The organism is Ligilactobacillus sp. JN-6 (Y).1 (assembly GCF_058111525.1).
Genome location: NZ_CM176599.1, coordinates 589,109 through 604,865, shown reverse-complemented (window position 1 = coordinate 604,865; position 15,757 = coordinate 589,109). Strand labels below are relative to the sequence as shown.

The window sequence follows — 15,757 nt, the reverse complement described above, 5'->3', positions numbered from 1 at the left end:
AAGGCCAAAGCTACTTGCTTTGACCCTAAAAATATTTTATCCATAATTAAAAGGAGACATCATCGGGATTGCCACCGTATCCACCAATACCTACCAAAGCATCGATCTGCTTCATCTGGTCATCAGTTAATTCAAAGTCAAAAACATGAGTATTTTCTTCGATCCGTTGTGTGTGGACGGATTTTGGAAGAGGAAGATATTCACGTTGTAACGACCAGCGCAAGCAAACTTGTGCGATCGAATGATCAGTTTCATCAGCTAATTTTTGTAAAGTTGGGTCAGTGAAGATCTTCCCTGTGCCAAATGGACTGTATGCTTCTAGTAAGATCCCACGTTCGCGACAGTAGTCAACTAACTTGTCATCATGGTCGCCTGGGCACAGATGGATCTGGTTGACCATTGGTGCGACCGTTTGGGTCTTTTCCAAAACTTCCAAATGGTGCTGGTAGAAGTTAGAAACACCAATTGCGCGGACTTTTCCGTCTTTATAAGCATCTTCCATTGCACGCCATGTTTCTTGCAAATGTTTCTCCCAGTTATCCTTTCTATAAGGAGCAGGATTTGGCCAATGGATCAAAAAGAGGTCCAAATGATCTAATCCTAGGTCAGATAAGCTTTTATCTAATGCAGCAGTAGCTTCTTCATAAGTGTGGCTATTGTTATTTAGTTTGCTGGTAACAAAAAGTGAATCACGGTCTACACCGCTTGCTTTGATCCCGCGACCAACGCTTTTTTCATTACCGTACATTTCGGCAGTATCTATGTGACGGTAACCAGAGTCAATGGCAGCTTTAACAGACGATTCAGCTACTTCACCGTCAGGAGTTTGCCAAGTACCAAAACCGACAACAGGGATTTTCACACCATTGCTCAACGTATAAGTGCTTGTTAGATCCATTATTTAAAAACCTCACTTTTCAAAAATTTGTGAACCGTTATTATTATATAAATAATTCAAGTTAATGTAAAATATTCTCACTTCAGTAAAAACTGGTATCTAATAGGTTATAGCTTGAGGGTATTTTATTTGATGTTCGTTGACAAATGTAAATATAAGTGTAGTATATGAATTGAAAACTACAAGTGTAAACGAAAGGAGACGACAATATGACGTTAGCCGTAGATGCAACAGAAATGACTACTTCAGAGTGGGAATTGATGCGGATCGTTTGGACTAAAGGGCAAGCCACCAGCAGTGAAGTAATTGATTTGATCAAGGCAAAAAAAGATTGGACAGAGTCGACTGTCAAAACTTTATTGCGACGCTTGGTAAGCAAACAAGCCTTAAAAACAGCTAAAGATGGGCGGCGTTTTATCTATTCGCCAAACATCACGGAAAATGATGCGATGGATCAGATGACCGCTGAAATGTTTTCCAGGTTATGTGACATGAAAAAAGGCAAGGAAATTATCAAATTACTTGCGGATACAACTTTAAGTCGATCTAATATTCAAAAAATGCAGACTGTTTTGACTGCTAAAATGCAAACTGCGCCTGATCATGTTGAGTGTAACTGTTTACCAGGAGAAAAGGGTTGCTGTTAGTGACTGTAAGAAAGGAAGATGTGTGATGATCAAGGGGATAGTTTTAGTAGTAGGTTTAGTAATGATCGGATTTATCGTCTGGTGGTTTTTCGGTAAACATGAAGTTGAGGAGGGTGCCGCTGACGTGACTGAAAATCAGCAAAGTATCAATGTTGAAGTCGATGGCGGCTATTCTCCAGAGACAGTCGTACTGAAACAAGGTGTTCCAGCAACGATCAATTTCACCCGTAAAGACCCATCAAGCTGTTTGGATCGAGTAGTTTTTCCTGACTTTGGGATCAATCAAGAATTACCGAAAGATGAGACCAAGCAGGTTCAGATAGATACAAGTAAGACTGGTGAGTATGGATGGGCCTGCGGAATGGACATGTTCCATGGAAAAGTCGTTGTTAAATAGATTTAGGCTATATAGCAAAGTTGTCCTTCCAGTATACAGTGCAGTATCAATAAATTGACAAATTTTTGAATAAAAAATACGAGGAGGAATCATCATGAGTGAACAAGTACAAAAGGCTAATGTTAAGGTTGCGGGTGGATACGAGCCGGGAGTAGTTACCTTCAAACAAGGTGTGCCGGCTGAGTTAACTTTTACACGTACGAATGAAAAAGGTTGCTTGGATGTTGTCCATTCTAAAGATCTTGGTTTTGAAACTGAGCTGCCTTTGGATCAACCGCAGACCGTTACGGTACCGACTGACAAAGCAGGCGAATATCAGTTTAGTTGTGGGATGAATATGTTCTTCGGGAAAGTGGTTGTTGAATAATGAAAATTACAACACGTTTTTGGATATCTTTGGTGTTATCACTGCCGATGTTGGTGGAAATGATTTTGATGCCGCTGACCGGCTGGATGTTACCGGGTGGAAAATGGACCATGCTGGTTTTGACCACGATCGTCATGGCACTTTCAGCACGTCCGTTTTTGCAAAGCGCCTGGTCTTCCTTTAAAAAACATCATTCTAATATGGACACTCTTGTTGCGGTCGGGACTGCGACAGCATATTTATACAGTATTTACGCGATATTTAGTGGTAAAGAGGTGTTTTTTGAAAGTGCTGCCTTTGTGATCACATTTATCTTGTTGGGACAGGTCTTGGAAGAACGAATGCGCAGTAATGCTTCGGATGCTGTTGAAAAGTTACTTGATCTGCAAGCTAAAGAAGCCGAAGTCAAACGCAATGGCGAGTTTGTCAAATTACCAGTCGAACAGATCATAACTGGCGACGAGATCCGGGTCAAGCCGGGGCAAAAAGTCGCTGTTGATGGTGAGATCTTAACTGGTAGTTCTAATATCGATGAGTCGATGGTCACTGGTGAAAGCATGCCCGTCAAAAAAGAGGTCGGTGACAAGGTTATCGGTTCGACTATGAATAGTAACGGGACATTTACTCTTAAAGCTGAAAAAGTCGGTTCCGATACGATGCTCGCTCAAATTGTCGACCTTGTTAAAAAGGCGCAAAACAGTCATGCTCCAATACAAAAATTGACGGACAAAGTTTCTGATATTTTTGTGCCAGTCGTTTTGATCATAGCGATCGCTACTTTCTTGATCTGGTATATTTTAGTTGGAGCCAGTGTTGCTAATTCACTGATCTTCGCAGTTTCAGTTGTCGTTATCGCATGTCCTTGTGCCCTTGGTCTGGCAACACCGACAGCTTTAATGGTCGGAACTGGTCGAGGTGCTAAGATGGGGATCTTGATCAAGAATGGTGAAGTTCTTGAGACAGTCAACGATATTGATACTGTTGTTTTTGATAAAACGGGGACGATCACTGAAGGTAAACCAAAGGTCACGGATATCGTCGGTGATGACAAACATGTTTTGCAGGTGGCGGCAGCTCTGGAAAAATCCTCTGAGCACCCTTTAGCAACGGCTATCATGGATAAAGCTAAAGAACAAAAGCTTTCTAGCGAACAAGCGACAAATTTTCAAGCCATTGAAGGACAAGGAGTTTCCGCTAAAGTAGCTGGTCAGCAAGCATTCGTCGGTAGTGAAAAATTGCGTCATGACTTTGACATGTCACAAGAATTACAGCAACAAATGGCTAGTTTGCAAGATGAGGCTAAGACAGTTGTCTTGGTCGGTTTAAATCAGCAAATTATTGGTTTGATCGCTATCCAAGACGCACCTAAGGAAACTTCACAGGAGGCCATTGCTGCTTTAAGGTCACGTGGGTTAAAAACGATCATGCTGACAGGTGACAATCAGAGAGTAGCTCAAGCTGTTGCCGATCAAGTAGGTATCGACCAAGTGATAGCTGGGGTCATGCCGAGCGATAAGTCAGATCAAGTCAAGTCACTCCAAGAAAATGGCAAAGTAGCGTTTGTAGGTGATGGGATCAATGATGCTCCCGCATTGAGTACAGCAGATGTTGGGATCGCTATGGGTTCCGGTACAGATATTGCGATCGATTCGGGCGGCATCGTTTTAGTTAAGAACGATCTGCGTGATGTTGACAAGGCTTTGGCGTTGAGTAAGAAAACATTTGGCAGGATCAAATTAAACTTATTCTGGGCATTTATCTATAATGTCTTAGGGATCCCTGTTGCTGCCGGAGTATTCTATGGTTTAGGGTTAACATTGAGCCCGGAAATTGCTGGACTGGCGATGGCCTTTAGTTCCTTGTCAGTTGTAACCAGCTCCGTATTGCTGAATAAGTCCAAGATCACTAGCCAAGTTGAAACTGCATAATGTTAAAAAGGGGCATTTCGCATGTCCTCTTTTTTTGTTTCTGTGGCCCACCGGTTTTACTTTTGTCGTCAATGCTTGGTAAAATAACACTAAGAAGCAAGTCGGAGGTGATTTTCGTGAAAATAGAAGAGCTAAGAACGATCTTAACAAACGATACCTTGGTGATCGATGGTGCAATGGCAACTGAGTTGGAAAAGATGGGCGTTGATACAGATAATGATCTGTGGTCAGCAACAGCACTTTTCTCTGACCCTGCTGCTGTTAAAGCTGTACACCGCAGTTATTTTGAAGCTGGGGCCAATATTGCGATCACTGATAGTTATCAGTCCAATATCCCAGCCTTTGAAAAAGTTGGCTTTTCGGAGGAAGAAAGCCGACAATTGATCTTGAAGTCGGTACAAGTTGCTCAAGTCGCACGGACGGAGTATCAACAAGGTCTGCCTGCTGACAAACGGCGACCATTGTTAATTGCAGGAAGTGTCGGGCCTTACGGAGCATATCTTGCAGACGGTAGTGAATATACTGGTAATTATTCACTGAATAAGGAAGAATATAAGAAATTTCATCGACCAAGAATGAAGTTATTGGCTCAAGCTGGTGTCGATTTGTTTGCTTTTGAGACCCAGCCGAATTTTGTCGAAACTCAAGCTTTAGCTGAGCTTTTGTATGAGGAATTTCCGGAAATGTTGGCTTGGCTATCTTTTAGCGTGGATGGAAAGAGTAAGTTGTGCGATGGGACACCTTTAAGCGAAGCAGTTGGTTACTTCATGGATGATGACCAAATTGTTGCTTTAGGTCTTAATTGCACTTCAATGAGTAATGTTACAGATCTATTAGAGGTGATACGCCCTGAAACATCTAAACCGCTAGTAATTTATCCAAATAACGGTGATAGGTACGATCCACTCAGCAAAAAGTGGCAATCGAATAGTTCAGCTTCAAGCTTTGCCGAAATGGTTCCACAATGGGAAAAAGCAGGTGCTAGTCTAGTTGGAGGTTGTTGTCGTACAACTCCGCAAGATATTAGAGAAATTGCAAGCAGCATGAAGTGAAGATGTGAGTTTAAGCGTTATCATCCTAAACTGAGCTGGTAATTTTTTCTAAAAGAGTAGTTTTAAAGATTTTTTGTTGAAGAAGATGGAGCCAGCCTTCTTGGTAGAGAAGATAGCTCATAATCGGTAGTACGGTTGATGCAGAGCAAAAGGAGATATTTTAGTGACGAAAACATGGTTGATTACAGGTACATCGACAGGCTTTGGACAAGAATTGGCAATTTTGTTGGCTTCGCAAACTGATGTCAATTTAGTAGCGACGGCGCGGGATACTGATAAGTTAAGTTATTTAGACCAGTATGACCATGGTCAGATCCTAAAGTTGGAATTGGATGTAACTAAACCGGAACAAATCAAAAAAGTAGTTCAAACCACACTTGATAAATTTGGCACCCTCGATGTTTTAGATAATAACGCGGGCTTGGGCTACTTCTCAACGTTTGAAGAAGCCGATGAGGCAACAGTCCAATATATGTTTGATGTTAATTTTTGGGGTCTAGTTCACATGACACAGGCAGTTTTGCCAGTGATGCGGCGGCAACAAAGTGGTGTGATCATTGGAGTTTCTTCTGATGCCGGGTTGATCGGAGAGGCTTCACTAAGTTTTTATAGCGGAACTAAGTTTGCGGTTGAAGGATTATTTGAATCTTTAGCACAAGAGGTTCAAGAGGATAATATTAAAGTCATGTTAGCTGAGCCTAGTTCATTTAGGACTGACTGGGCTGGTCGCTCATCGCAGAAAAAAGAAACGGCCTTTCCTGATGACTATCAGTTGACCAATAAGGCTATTAAAAAATATTCTACTTCAGTGGGTGATGAAGCTGGTGATCCTAAGGCTGCCGCGCGGATCATTTATGACCAAGTTACTAACAATACGCGTGATTTACCGTTACACCTTCCTTTGGGTGAAATGGCAGTGACACATGCACAGGAAAAATTTACAAATTTGGCACATGAATTTGAACACTTAACTGATTTGGCCAGCTCAGCTGATTTTCCCACGCGGGAATAAGAGCTCATTTAATTGGAGAATTTTGTGTGTTGAATGGTTAAAAAACTCCTTCTCGATCCGACATCATTTTGCCGAATTAAGAAGGAGCTTTTTTGTTGGTGAAATCTAGTTATTACCACTCATAATCCGTTGGATCTTGACGGCCTCTACCTGTGGCATTGTCTAAAATGATCCGTTGTTCAAAGTGAGCGATATTGTGCTTCGTTTCTTTTACCATGTCAGGGTTGACAGAAACATAATCAATACCGTTTTGAACTAAGAATTCAGTAAAGTCTGGGTATTCGGATGGGGTCTGGCCACAAATTGAAACTGTCTTACCATCTTTATGAGCCACCTTGATCAAATGTGTGATCGCACGTTTGACAGCGAGATTTCTTTCATCAAATAGATCAGCTACCGTGTCATTATTCCGGTCGCAACCTAGCAGCAGCATAGTTAAATCGTTAGAGCCAATGGAGTAACCGTCGATAAATTGGTTAAATTGATCTGCCAAAATAATATTAGATGGGATCTCAGCCATCATATAAACTTTGAAATCTGCATTACGAACTAAACCAGCGGCGGACATTATATCCGTTACCTTTTGCGCTTCGGGTACTGTTCTAATGAACGGGATCATAACGTTCAGGTTTTTTAATCCAAATTCATTTCTAACTTTCTTCACGGCTTCTAATTCTAGTTTAAAAGCGTCGATATATTTAGGGTCGTAGTACCGAGAAGCGCCACGCCATCCTAATAGATCAGCTGACTCGTGCGGTTCGTATTTGTCGCCGCCTTTTAAGTTCCTGTATTCGCTAGACTTAAAGTCTGAGAAACGTAGGACGATCGGCCGTGGTGACATTGCACGTGCTACTTTACTGATGCCTTCGGCCAACATGTTAACAACTTTTTCAGGATGTCCTCGATCGATCAAATAAAGAGGATGTTCGTGAATATAACTTGTCCAAATAAACTCCTCACGCATTAAGCCGATACCATCGGCAGGTAATTTTGCGTATTTATCTGCTAATTCAGGGTCGCCTAGATTCATCATTACTTGTGTAGCCGTTGGTGCAAAATATTCAGCGTTACCAGCGATCTCTCCTGGTTGTGTTGCTTCTTTGGCAGGGGCGACGATCGATTGAACGTTACCATCGTAGACGATCCCGTTTTTGGCATCAACTGTCACAGTATCACCTGTGTGTAAGACATCCATTGCGGCTTTTTTACGACTAGTTGTTCCAACAATACAAGGGATCTGCATTTCACGTGAGACGATCGCAGCATGGCAGGTCATTCCACCATTGTTGGTGATGATCGCCTTTGCTTTTTTCATTGCTGGGACCCAATCAGGAGAAGTCATAGTCGTGACTAAAACTTCGCCTTCCTTGAACTTATCAATATCTTTAGGGTCAGCGATCACATGCACTTTACCACTTGCCACTCCAGGACTGGCTGCTAAACCTCTAACTAGGACTTTGGCATCGGTTACATTATCCACGTTCTCATCTCCCGCCGAATCGTTGGTTTTATTATTTTTCTGGGACCAGAATGTTTCTGGCCGCGCTTGAACTAACCAGAGTTTGTTGGTATTTTGGTCTAAGGCAAATTCCATATCCATGTAACAGCCATAGTGTTTTTCGATCTCTTTAGCATAACCAGCTAACTCAATGACTTGGTCATCCGTTAAAGAAGGTTGTGTAGCCTTAGGTTCGGAGATCTTGTGTTCTTCAACGCCGCCGCCTGGCAAACGGGTGAGTTCAATGTCTTTTTGGTTGATATCTTTAGAAACGATCTTCATTGTTTCTTTATCTACGACAAAATCATCCGGTGTGACTGTTCCTTGTACGATATATTCGCCAAGACCCCAGATACTATCAATGATAACTTTGGAATCATCGCCAGTCCCAACATTAACAGAAAACATGATCCCGGAAGCTTCTGAGAATACCATCATTTGAACAGTAGCTGACAGTGCAACTTTTTCAAAGGGGAAATTTTGTTTATGACGATAATAAGTAGCACGGTCAGTAAAGAGTGAAGCATAGCATTCTTTAACTCTTTGAACAACGTCATCTCGACCACGCACATTTAAATATGAATCTTGTTGACCAGCAAATGAAGCATCTGGCAGATCTTCGGCAGTGGCGCTTGAACGAATGGCAACAAACGGGTCAGCTTCTCCCATTTTATCGGCTAGTTCATCGTAAGCTTCTTTGATGGTATTCCCAAGATCTGTGGGCATCTGTGCATCAGTCACTACTTTTCTGATTTTAGAACAAGTTTGGTGTAATTCGTCAGAGTCTTCGTAATCTTGGATGTTTTCGAGGAGTTCTTTGATCTTATCATTAGCGCCGGTTGCGTCCATAAAGTAGCGGTAAGCATGCGCAGTAGTCGCAAAACCATAAGGAACAGGAATATCAGTTGCTGAGGTAAGTTCACCAAGTGATGAGGATTTCCCTCCGACCAAATCAACATCGGAGCGATGAAGGTCATCAAACCAAAGGACATTAGCAGAATTTCTATTTTCCATAAAAAAGATCCCCTTTTAGATGACAGAGAGCGGAGCGAGACGGCTAAGAGACAAGCACTATCGTAGTCTAGTTATATAGCGTGATTTTTAGCAGTGTATGACTAGACTGGGATAGGCGGAATCTTCTGCCACACGCAGTTCAACTAAGAAGCACGGTGAAGCAATTCGTGGGCACTCACCTATAGTAAATTATTTTTCAATCATGAGCCTCAAGCTAAATTCCTCCACCTAAGTGTTTGGCTAAAAAATCCAATTTATCAGCACACGAAAAAGATGAGCAATAATAATTTCATCGGCGATCCCAACGAATGAACAACGCTCAGTGCTTTTACTAATATGCTATAAAACATGACAATTACAGCGAAGTGAAATCGCTTACAATATGTCCTAATTAAATTGTAGTGAATTAAATTGAAATAGTCAACCAAGAACATAAGACACAATAAGTCAGATGTTTGATTTGCTTAAAAGCATTAAAAATGTTCTGATAAATGCTAACTAACTATACAAAAACAGTACCAAGTATAGTGCTTTTTTGCTTGGTACCGTTTTTGTAAGAAATTTAAATTGCTTTTAGCTCTAGCTACTATCAATGTTTGTTTCGCTTCTAAACCATTGATATACCTTTTTTACAGTCTGCGTTGGCAAATAGCGAACTTCAACTATTTGCGAGGAGTTACCGCTACGTAAACTTATTTCGAGATGACTTAAATTGACTCTTTTCATCCAAATGCTTTGCCTCGCCCTAACTGATTGAATTCTTTTATGTGGGATCAGATATAGCTTACGGGACAGCAGTTCGCCTTTTTGAAGAGCCAAGACCTTATTTGGCTCAATTGTGATCCCACTATTATCTCCTGCATAATGACCGATCCAAAAAGAAAGAGGTAAAAGTACTATAGAAATAAAACCAACCGGTCTCCAGATAACGCATAAGAAAATCACAAGCAAAAGTGTTGGGATAAAAATATTACGGATCAGGCGCCATTTTCCAGAAGCTTGTATCAAATATTGACGTTGCATTTTTTGAGGCAACCAAGAAATAAATTTTCGGGAGTTTTGCAGTGCTTTATTTGTTCTAATGACAGGCATCATAACTAGTTCATCATCTTGCTCATCATCCTCAGGAACACCAGATGCTAACATCAATTGCACCGTGGCAAGTTTAAATAGTTGACGCAACAAAGACTGGTGAATAACTACTGCTTGAACTCTATCTTTCGGTACAGATACTTCATTTTTTTGCAACAAGCCCCTACTAGTCACTAAGCGATTATTTTGTGTTTGAACACTAAAGTTGAAATAGCGATTGATCAAGAGCAAATATGAAACAAGAAGGGCAAGGAGCACAGAAAAAATTATTCCGAGCGTAATTACCACGATCCCTTGCTGCATAATTTCATTAAAAATAGAGTTGATCCGTTTTTCAGGAATAATATCTGTAATTTTATCGTAAACCGACAAAAAAAGTAGGAATAAAGGAAGGACTCCAAAGGAAGTAAGGGCATATAGATTTAAATCACTCCATTTGAGCTGGTATTTTTCTTCAGGGTCTTCTTTGGAAGCTGACTGTTCCTGCGTATTGTCAGTAGCAGGTTTAAAGACCACAGTTTCATGTTCAAATTTCTTCGTGCTGTTACGCAACTTCTGCAGATGTGCGATGATTTGTTTAGAAACTACTGGCATTATTCCTTCTGCTTGAGAGTCGGAGTGTCCCGAAGTTTCTATTTTCAAAGACATTAAACCAAAAGGGCGTAAGTAAAACCATTGTTGAGTTTCCAAGGTTTGGATCTTCGCATAAGCAATATGTGTATGCTTACGGAAAATTATTCCTGTATTTAAAATAATTTCAGTGTTAGTTAACTCATAAGTATACATAAAATATTTTGTTACCGCCAATAACAATGTTAAAACCAAAAATAATACGACGAATATCAGAATTTTATCTATAAAAAAGTCAAAATCTCTGATTGCTGGGATCAAAATGAGTAACAACCAATCCTTGACTGCTTTATACCAAAAATAGAGTATTGCAGCTGGGTGTAAATGCTTATTCTTCATCACTATTCACCTCAGCTAATTCAATGAGTTGTTTTTTTAAAGCTTCAGCAGTATCAATTGAAACTCCAGTTATCGAATGTGATGTGGCTGCAGTTTCTATATTAACAGCTTGTAAATTGAATAGTTGTAATAATGGACCTGCCTCGAGCGTTACATTCTGAATACGCGAAATTGGGATAGCAGTCTGTCTTCGGAAGAAAAATCCAGTTTTGATCTCAACGTCGCTGTGCGAAAAATGGTAGCGGTAAAACCGATACCGGTATGTTACTAAAGGCAATTCAATAGCGAGATCTATTAAAACGAGACAGGGAAGTATGTACTTTAACCATTCTGGCCATGAGAAAAAATGGATCACAAATAAGAACACCGTAGACACGATCATACCGATAATGAATGTATTTAATTCCTCCAGATACCATACTTTTTTGATCTTGGGAGGTAGTTTATTTCCTTTTTCCATAAGTCTAAATTTCACCTTATTCTTCAATTTTATTTTAATTAACTAGCTTAAAACTGGTAACATACCATTTATTTTGGGCTATGTGAAGTTTTTCAAGCTGGGAGTGGTCAAGGTACTTTTTAGTCGATTTATTTTGTTTAGTTGTTTGGGCAGCTTAACTATGAGAAGTAAAGCTGTTATTATCAATAACATGCATAACTATAAGCATCATTGCGGCTATGAAAAGAGAAACACCGCCTGTGACAATAAAGGAAGTATAATCAACGTAACTACCATCAAAAAACATGTCAACACTAAAAAGTGCAAATGATAGAATGAAACTCAGTAGAAATCTAAGAACTGTAGAACGTGTCACTTTAGTCATTCCCCATGAAACAAAATAAAAGGCCATTATAAAAACTATGTTGTCGATATTTTCAAATAGCGGACGGTGTCGTACGAAACTGCTGAGTATATTAAACACAGCTATAATAATCACCAGAAAGGCTAGGAAATACAAAGGATCCTTTTTAAGTAGATCGACTATTTTTTTCATTTTGCTCACTCCTTGTGCGCCCAGCTTAACAAAAAAGTGTTTTAGTAGCAAACGTTTGCGTGAGCCAAAAACAAATTGCTTTTTTGCCATATTTGCCTTAAGTGAGGAATTTTGTTCAACGGGTTTTCTAAATGTCAGTCTTTACATTCAAAGTGGTTTTATTTATAATTTAATTGAAACGTTTCAAATTATAATAAGAGAATTGAGGAAAAAATGAATCAAAGAAAAATGCCCGCAGATTTTCTGTGGGGAAACTCAACTTCAAGTATGCAAACGGAAGGTGCATATAATGAGGGAGGCAAAGGCAAATCGGTTTATGATACTTACCCTGCGACTCCCAACAGCTCTGATTGGAAAGTAGCGATCGATGATTATCACCGGTACGATGAAGATCTAGACCTTATGGCCAAGCAGGGCATGAATTGCTATCGATTTCAGATTTCATGGAGTAGAGTGAATCCTGATGGAGATGGTGAATTTAATTCAGAAGGGATCCAGTTTTATTCTGATTTAATCGATAAATTACTTGAACGTGGTATTGAGCCAATGATCTGCTTATATCATTTTGATATGCCATTAAAATTGGCAAAAAAATATAACGGGTTTATTGATAGACATGTAGTCGATGCCTTTGTGACATATGGCAAGAAAATGATCGATCTTTTTGGTGACAAAGTCAAATATTGGATAACTTTTAATGAGCAAAACTTATATATGGGCACAGGCGGTTTTGGGATCTCTGGATATTTGGAAGGGCAACGTAAACCTGAGGAATTATTTAAAATAACACATCATCTACTAGTTGCACATGCTCAAATTGCGAATTATCTGCATGAAAAAAGTAACGCAAAAATTGGTGGGATGCTTGCTTATAGCGAAGTATACCCAGTTTCTCCAGATCCGAAAGATATTTTATATGCGCGGCAGATCGACGAATTCATGAACAAAAATTTATTAGATGTATTTGTATATGGCAAATATTCGACAGAAGTCAAAAGGTTTATTAATGACCATGATATCGATATTGATTTAAAGGAGTCAGACCATAAAGATTTTGCTAATTTAACAAGCGATTTTATTGCGTTTAGTTATTACCAGAGTGCGACGATCAGTAGCAGATTGGTGCCAGACGGAACTTTTCCAAATCAGTATTTGGATCATGGCGCAAAAGAAAATCCATTTTTAAAAGTAAATGAATGGGGTTGGTCCATAGATCCGTTAGGTTTTCGTGATATTCTTGCTAAAACTTATAATCAATATCATGTACCAATGTTTCCAATTGAAAATGGTATCGGAGTTAGAGAAGAATTTGATGGGGCAGAAATTCAAGATGATTATAGGATAAGTTACCACCAAGGCCACATTGAAGCGATGAAGGATGCAATGTTCAATGATGGAGTGAAAGTTTTAGGATACTTGGGTTGGGGACTGATCGATATTCCAAGTTCTTCCGGAAATATGGATAAGAGATATGGAATGGTCTATGTCAATCGTACGAATGATGATTTAAAAGATCTAAAACGAATTCCAAAGAAGAGTTATTGGTGGTTTAAAGACGTTATTGCACACAACGGAAACTCTATTCAGTAAAAAGAGGGATACAAATGAGACTGGCAGTTTTTGATATTGGTGGAACAGCAGTTAAAACTGGCTTTTTTAATGGTAATACTTTAAGTGAGACTGGCAGTTTTGTCACGCCTGAGACATTTGAAGGGTTGGTTAAGAAAATGCAAGCAACGATCAAAAGTACAACCGTAGATGGCATAGCCATTAGCGCGCCAGGTGCTGTTGACCAGGAAAAAGGGATTATTGGCGGGATCAGTGCAGTTCCGTATTTACATGGCAGGCCGATTTTTAAAGAATTACAAGACCAGTTAAACTTACCAATTGCAATTGAGAATGATGCTAACTGTGCCGGTATTTGTGAGGTAGAGATCGGAGCGGGAGAGCCATTTGATAATGTCGCCTTTATTGTGATCGGTACGGGTATTGGCGGAGCAATTTTTATTGATAAGCACCTATATAAAGGGAATCATTTGTTTGGTGGGGAATTTGGATTATTGAAGAACAACGATGGACCTATCTTAAGTATGAGTGCAACGATCGTCAAAGCCGTAAATGCTTATCAGCAAAAGAAAAGTGTAGAGAAACTAGATGGTATGAAGTTATTTGAACTTGCAACAAATGGTGATGAGTTAGCTAATAAACTGATCGATTCTGTTTATGATAATCTTGCCGGTGCTTTGTATAATTTACAAGTTTCGTTTGATTTTGATGCTTTTATTCTTGGCGGCGGTATTTCAGCACGTCCAGATCTAGCGGGACAATTAGAGAAGCGACTTAAACACCGGTTGGAAGAAGAAGGTGTCGTCTCCATCATGCCTGAAATTAAAAATTGTACTTATAAAAACAATGCTAACTTATATGGTGCTGCTTTAAATTATTTAAAGACAATTTCAATTTAATACGGAATTGAGGTGGATACATGTGGCAACAATAAAGGATGTAGCAAATGAAGCGGGGGTTTCCGTCGGTTCAGTTTCTCGTTATTTAAACGGGTACACGCTAAAAAAAGGCAACCAAGAAAAGGTCAAAGAGGCGATCGGCAAGTTAAAGTATGTCCAGAATCAGACGGCCAAGTCATTAAAAATGAACAAGTCTTTTTCGATAGGGGTTTTGATCGATACTATAGATAATTTCTATAGTGCACAATTGATCGCGCAACTAGAAAAAATATTTGATCAGCATGAATATTTCTTGCTTTTAGCTAGCCACTATAACAGTGAGGATCTCTTTGAAAGAAAATTAAATAAATTACTTGAAAGATCCATCGATGGTTTGATAGTTGTTAAGGCTGATCCAAATTGGAAGTCATTTAAGTATTTGGCTAACGTTGATATGCCGGTTATTTCGCTAGAAATACCACTAAAAAACAGCCACTTGCCTGCGGTTTTAAGTGATGATAGGGGTGCGACCGTTAAAGTTGTGGAGCATTTATTAAAACAATGTAAACAGACAGCTTTTATAATGCCTACAAAAAAAGATTATGTTTTAGAGCAACGCATAGGCGGTATTAAGGCTGCCTGTCAAAATATGGGGTACCCTTTAAAAAATAGTCAGGTCAGGTTTGCTGATTACGGGACGAAAGAAGCTTATGAAGTTACACAGAAATTAGTAGCTGAAGGATTTGATTCAATTTTTATTACAAATTATAGTAATGCTTTGCTAAGCATTCGAGCTATCCAGGATATGGGTAAGAAAATTGGTTTAGATGTTCGGGTCGGCTGTTTTGGGTATGCGCACTTATTTGAAAGTCTAAACGTACCGATCACCGTGATCAAACAATCAGTGGACCAGGTTGCTTTAAAAACAGCACAAGTTTTACTGGCTTTGTTAGAAGAAATAACTACTAGTGGAGAGATGGAATGCAAGATATTGATCACGAATGAAATTTCATGGCAAAAGGGGCTGAAAGTTGAGTGACTAAAGAAACTAGAGAAGATATTGTTGAAAATTCTACAACCGAACAAGAAGAATATGCAGCCCTTGAACAGCCAATAAAAGAAAAAATTGAATGGTTCAAGGATCAAAAAATTGGCGTAATTTTTCACTGGGGATTATACGCACAAGCTGGAATAGTTGAATCATGGCAGTTGTCTAAAGAAGATTCTTGGGCGCGTAAACATGGTGCGTGGAGAAATGACCTACAAACATTGCGTCATGATTATTGGGATTTGCAGGAAGAATTTGATCCGACTAGGTTTGATCCTGAAGACTGGGCAAAAAAAGCTAGAGCAGCTGGATTCAAATATATGATTTTTACTACGAAGCACCATGATGGTTTTAATATGTATGATACGCAGTATAGCAATTATAAAATAACAGGGC

14 protein-coding genes and 1 pseudogene are annotated in these 15,757 nt (G+C 39.6%); 10 read left to right on the top strand and 5 right to left on the bottom strand.

Annotated features, from left to right (window positions below):
• Window positions 1-46: 46 nt before the first annotated feature.
• Window positions 47-898, bottom strand: a complete 852-nt coding sequence (locus tag AC3XNE_RS02925; protein WP_489832755.1) for an aldo/keto reductase — start codon at window positions 896-898, stop codon at window positions 47-49.
• Between the two features lie 209 nt (window positions 899-1,107).
• Between AC3XNE_RS02925 and AC3XNE_RS02920 the strand changes: the two genes are divergently transcribed.
• The 6 genes from AC3XNE_RS02920 to AC3XNE_RS02895 all read left to right on the top strand — a co-directional run bounded on the left by AC3XNE_RS02920 (window position 1,108) and on the right by AC3XNE_RS02895 (window position 6,301).
• Window positions 1,108-1,545, top strand: coding sequence for a CopY/TcrY family copper transport repressor (locus AC3XNE_RS02920; RefSeq protein ID WP_489832754.1), 438 nt, complete (start codon window positions 1,108-1,110; stop codon window positions 1,543-1,545).
• Between the two features lie 25 nt (window positions 1,546-1,570).
• Entirely contained in the window at window positions 1,571-1,942 is a 372-nt protein-coding gene (locus AC3XNE_RS02915) for a cupredoxin domain-containing protein (protein WP_489832753.1), read from the top strand.
• 94 nt (window positions 1,943-2,036) lie between these two features.
• Complete coding sequence (locus AC3XNE_RS02910; RefSeq protein WP_489832752.1) at window positions 2,037-2,309, top strand: cupredoxin domain-containing protein; 273 nt, start codon at window positions 2,037-2,039, stop codon at window positions 2,307-2,309.
• On the top strand, window positions 2,309-4,237 hold the full coding sequence (locus AC3XNE_RS02905; RefSeq protein WP_489832751.1) for a copper-translocating P-type ATPase: 1,929 nt from the start codon (window positions 2,309-2,311) through the stop codon (window positions 4,235-4,237). Before AC3XNE_RS02910 ends, AC3XNE_RS02905 begins: the two co-directional genes overlap by 1 nt.
• A gap of 116 nt (window positions 4,238-4,353) precedes the next feature.
• Window positions 4,354-5,289: a homocysteine S-methyltransferase gene (gene mmuM, locus AC3XNE_RS02900; protein WP_489832750.1), complete on the top strand. Its 936-nt coding sequence runs from the start codon at window positions 4,354-4,356 to the stop codon at window positions 5,287-5,289.
• 163 nt (window positions 5,290-5,452) lie between these two features.
• Window positions 5,453-6,301, top strand: coding sequence for an SDR family NAD(P)-dependent oxidoreductase (locus AC3XNE_RS02895; protein ID WP_489832749.1), 849 nt, complete (start codon window positions 5,453-5,455; stop codon window positions 6,299-6,301).
• 112 nt (window positions 6,302-6,413) lie between these two features.
• Here AC3XNE_RS02895 and ppsA read toward each other — a convergent pair whose 3' ends face one another.
• The 4 genes from ppsA to AC3XNE_RS02875 all read right to left on the bottom strand — a co-directional run bounded on the left by ppsA (window position 6,414) and on the right by AC3XNE_RS02875 (window position 11,959).
• A complete protein-coding gene (gene ppsA / locus AC3XNE_RS02890) occupies window positions 6,414-8,813 on the bottom strand; it encodes a phosphoenolpyruvate synthase (RefSeq protein ID WP_489832748.1) in 2,400 nt (799 codons plus the stop codon).
• A gap of 579 nt (window positions 8,814-9,392) precedes the next feature.
• Entirely contained in the window at window positions 9,393-10,874 is a 1,482-nt protein-coding gene (locus AC3XNE_RS02885; RefSeq protein WP_489832747.1) for a PH domain-containing protein, read from the bottom strand.
• Window positions 10,864-11,334 (bottom strand): PH domain-containing protein, encoded by a 471-nt coding sequence (locus tag AC3XNE_RS02880; RefSeq protein WP_489832746.1) that lies wholly within the window; start codon window positions 11,332-11,334, stop codon window positions 10,864-10,866. Before AC3XNE_RS02880 ends, AC3XNE_RS02885 begins: the two co-directional genes overlap by 11 nt.
• A 154-nt stretch (window positions 11,335-11,488) precedes the next feature.
• The gene (locus tag AC3XNE_RS02875; protein WP_489832745.1) at window positions 11,489-11,959 is read right to left on the bottom strand and encodes a hypothetical protein; all 471 of its coding nucleotides are present in this window, start codon (window positions 11,957-11,959) and stop codon (window positions 11,489-11,491) included.
• A 123-nt stretch (window positions 11,960-12,082) separates the two neighbouring features.
• Between AC3XNE_RS02875 and AC3XNE_RS02870 the strand changes: the two genes are divergently transcribed.
• The 4 genes and pseudogenes from AC3XNE_RS02870 to AC3XNE_RS02855 all read left to right on the top strand — a co-directional run.
• Entirely contained in the window at window positions 12,083-13,459 is a 1,377-nt protein-coding gene (locus AC3XNE_RS02870; protein WP_489832744.1) for a glycoside hydrolase family 1 protein, read from the top strand.
• 14 nt (window positions 13,460-13,473) lie between these two features.
• Entirely contained in the window at window positions 13,474-14,334 is an 861-nt protein-coding gene (locus tag AC3XNE_RS02865) for an ROK family protein (protein WP_489832743.1), read from the top strand.
• Between the two features lie 22 nt (window positions 14,335-14,356).
• Window positions 14,357-15,352: a LacI family DNA-binding transcriptional regulator gene (locus AC3XNE_RS02860; RefSeq protein ID WP_489832742.1), complete on the top strand. Its 996-nt coding sequence runs from the start codon at window positions 14,357-14,359 to the stop codon at window positions 15,350-15,352.
• Window positions 15,349-15,750, top strand: a pseudogene (locus AC3XNE_RS02855) (alpha-L-fucosidase); the annotation flags it as partial. The gene AC3XNE_RS02860 and the pseudogene AC3XNE_RS02855, both read left to right, overlap by 4 nt.
• Window positions 15,751-15,757 lie beyond the last annotated feature (7 nt).

Coding starts and splice junctions, on each gene's coding strand:
- AC3XNE_RS02925 (WP_489832755.1), bottom strand. CDS start 898: ATGGATCTAACAAGCACTTATACGTTGAGCAATGGTGTGAAAATCCCT.
- AC3XNE_RS02920 (WP_489832754.1), top strand. CDS start 1,108: ATGACGTTAGCCGTAGATGCAACAGAAATGACTACTTCAGAGTGGGAA.
- AC3XNE_RS02915 (WP_489832753.1), top strand. CDS start 1,571: ATGATCAAGGGGATAGTTTTAGTAGTAGGTTTAGTAATGATCGGATTT.
- AC3XNE_RS02910 (WP_489832752.1), top strand. CDS start 2,037: ATGAGTGAACAAGTACAAAAGGCTAATGTTAAGGTTGCGGGTGGATAC.
- AC3XNE_RS02905 (WP_489832751.1), top strand. CDS start 2,309: ATGAAAATTACAACACGTTTTTGGATATCTTTGGTGTTATCACTGCCG.
- ppsA (WP_489832748.1), bottom strand. CDS start 8,813: ATGGAAAATAGAAATTCTGCTAATGTCCTTTGGTTTGATGACCTTCAT.
- AC3XNE_RS02885 (WP_489832747.1), bottom strand. CDS start 10,874: ATGAAGAATAAGCATTTACACCCAGCTGCAATACTCTATTTTTGGTAT.
- AC3XNE_RS02880 (WP_489832746.1), bottom strand. CDS start 11,334: ATGGAAAAAGGAAATAAACTACCTCCCAAGATCAAAAAAGTATGGTAT.
- AC3XNE_RS02875 (WP_489832745.1), bottom strand. CDS start 11,959: ATGGCAAAAAAGCAATTTGTTTTTGGCTCACGCAAACGTTTGCTACTA.
- AC3XNE_RS02870 (WP_489832744.1), top strand. CDS start 12,083: ATGAATCAAAGAAAAATGCCCGCAGATTTTCTGTGGGGAAACTCAACT.
- AC3XNE_RS02865 (WP_489832743.1), top strand. CDS start 13,474: ATGAGACTGGCAGTTTTTGATATTGGTGGAACAGCAGTTAAAACTGGC.